Origin of the sequence: Acinetobacter sp. BSP-28 (assembly GCF_044130285.1) — a bacterium.
Lineage (GTDB): Bacteria > Pseudomonadota > Gammaproteobacteria > Pseudomonadales > Moraxellaceae > Acinetobacter.
This window is the reverse complement of sequence record NZ_JBIQOB010000069.1, coordinates 1-1,640: the sequence shown is the minus strand read 5'-3', so window position 1 is coordinate 1,640 and position 1,640 is coordinate 1. Positions and strand designations below refer to the sequence as shown.

Here is a 1,640-nt window from a genome sequence, read left to right as displayed (position 1 = left end):
CAAGATCCTTGCCGAACGTTATCGAAATAGAGGGAAAAGACTCGGTTTGAGATTCAATTTAATTGCTGGAATCTATAACTTGGAGCTGAGTAAAAAATGATTTATGAAAGAAGTCTAATTTAAATGATAATGAGATATTATTTAATAGTACTGATTTAATTAATGAAAATGAAAAAGGAAAAACCTTTTTATCTTATTCTCTTGGAGTTGGAGATTTCAATGAAAATGGTTATTTACCAGAATTTAGAACGGGATTAATTGTACAACAATATTATAAAAATGGTACTATTTCTCCTATATTTGACTATAAATACTCTAAATATGAAAATTCTTCTATTAATTACTTTTCTTTAGCTGGAGAAAAATATATTGAAAATTGGAGGATTTTAGCTGGACTTTGGTTAAGTGATTCATCATTCTATAAAACTACTAGTGGTGTAAAAACTCAGGTTAGTTACTATTTTAATGATACTAATAACAGCGTTAATTATTATTTCTCTTCTGGTAAAGAACCAGAAGTTGTTGGATCTTCTGCTAAAGTTTATCGTATTTCTAGTCATGCTATTACGTCTAAAATTTTAATAGATAAAAATCTATATATGAATTTTGGATTAAACCATACAGTTAATCATGGGAACTATTCAAGAACTGGATTTATCGCTGGATTATCTTATGTCTTTCAATAAAATAGATTTTTTATCTGTTTTAAATTGGCTAAGTATTAGTCTAGTTCTTATATGCCAATTAATTTTTGGAATAATTTATTTTCAAGCAAAAAATTATTATCAGTCAAAAAAACATAAAAGATATTTTGAATTATTAAATAACTATTTTAATTTATTCCTAACTGAAAATACAAATCAAAAAATCAAGATTAATAACAAAGATTATATTCTATTTATATCTTTTTGGTCATCAAAATTCAACTCCGCAGATATTTATTCTAGAAATAAATTAATAGAAATGGCTAAAATATTTAAAATTAATGAAATTTGCATTAAAAAATTAAATTCTACTAAAAATATTTTTTCGCGTATTCATACAAAGGAAATATGTCTAACTATTCATACATTAGGAAATTTTTATTATGAAAATAAATTTTCCAACCTAATTGAGTTTGAAATTGAAACCTTTATAAAACATAAGTTAGATATTATTTCATTTGAAGCATGTATTTCCTTATTAAAAATTGATAAGCAACACTATTACCCTATTGTACTTCAAGAAATTTTAATAAGAGAAAATTGGAGAAATAGAGAGTTAAAATATTTAATGCGATTTTTTAACACTCATGAATCCATGCTAATTATTTTAAAACTCATTGAAAATAGCAATATCGATAATGAAAAACGTATTATTGAGATTGCTTCAAGAACTGATTTTTTTGAATATTTTGTAAATTATATTTTAAAAAATATTAATAAATTTTCTATTGATAGTATTTGTATTGCAATTAAGAATATCAATGACCCTGATGATTTTAAACTTATTGAACATCTAAAAGAAGAATCCAATTGGATTTATAGATCTCTTTCATAAATCAAAAAATGACCACCTTTTTGATTGATATTTTCACTCTAATTTTCTTAGCATTCGTGCATAATCTGCGGATGAAATACATCAATTCAAAGAAGCTTTCT

At 24.0% G+C, this 1,640-nt stretch carries 2 protein-coding genes and 1 pseudogene; all 3 read left to right on the top strand.

The features are described 5' to 3' along the window. Positions 1–100 (top strand): annotated as a pseudogene (locus ACE01R_RS17730) (IS5/IS1182 family transposase); the annotation flags it as partial. 34 nt (positions 101–134) lie between these two features. Further along, on the top strand, positions 135–686 hold the full coding sequence (locus tag ACE01R_RS17725; protein WP_395552797.1) for a YaiO family outer membrane beta-barrel protein: 552 nt from the start codon (positions 135–137) through the stop codon (positions 684–686). Then, positions 631–1,539 carry a hypothetical protein gene (locus tag ACE01R_RS17720; protein ID WP_395552796.1) on the top strand — a complete coding sequence of 303 codons (909 nt, stop codon included), beginning with the start codon at positions 631–633 and terminating at the stop codon, positions 1,537–1,539. The genes ACE01R_RS17725 and ACE01R_RS17720 overlap by 56 nt, the downstream gene beginning before the upstream one ends. Positions 1,540–1,640: the final 101 nt, after the last annotated feature.

Bases quoted from the DNA above. Each gene is read 5' to 3' on its own strand.
- ACE01R_RS17720 (WP_395552796.1), top strand. From the start codon at position 631: ATGGGAACTATTCAAGAACTGGATTTATCGCTGGATTATCTTATGTCT.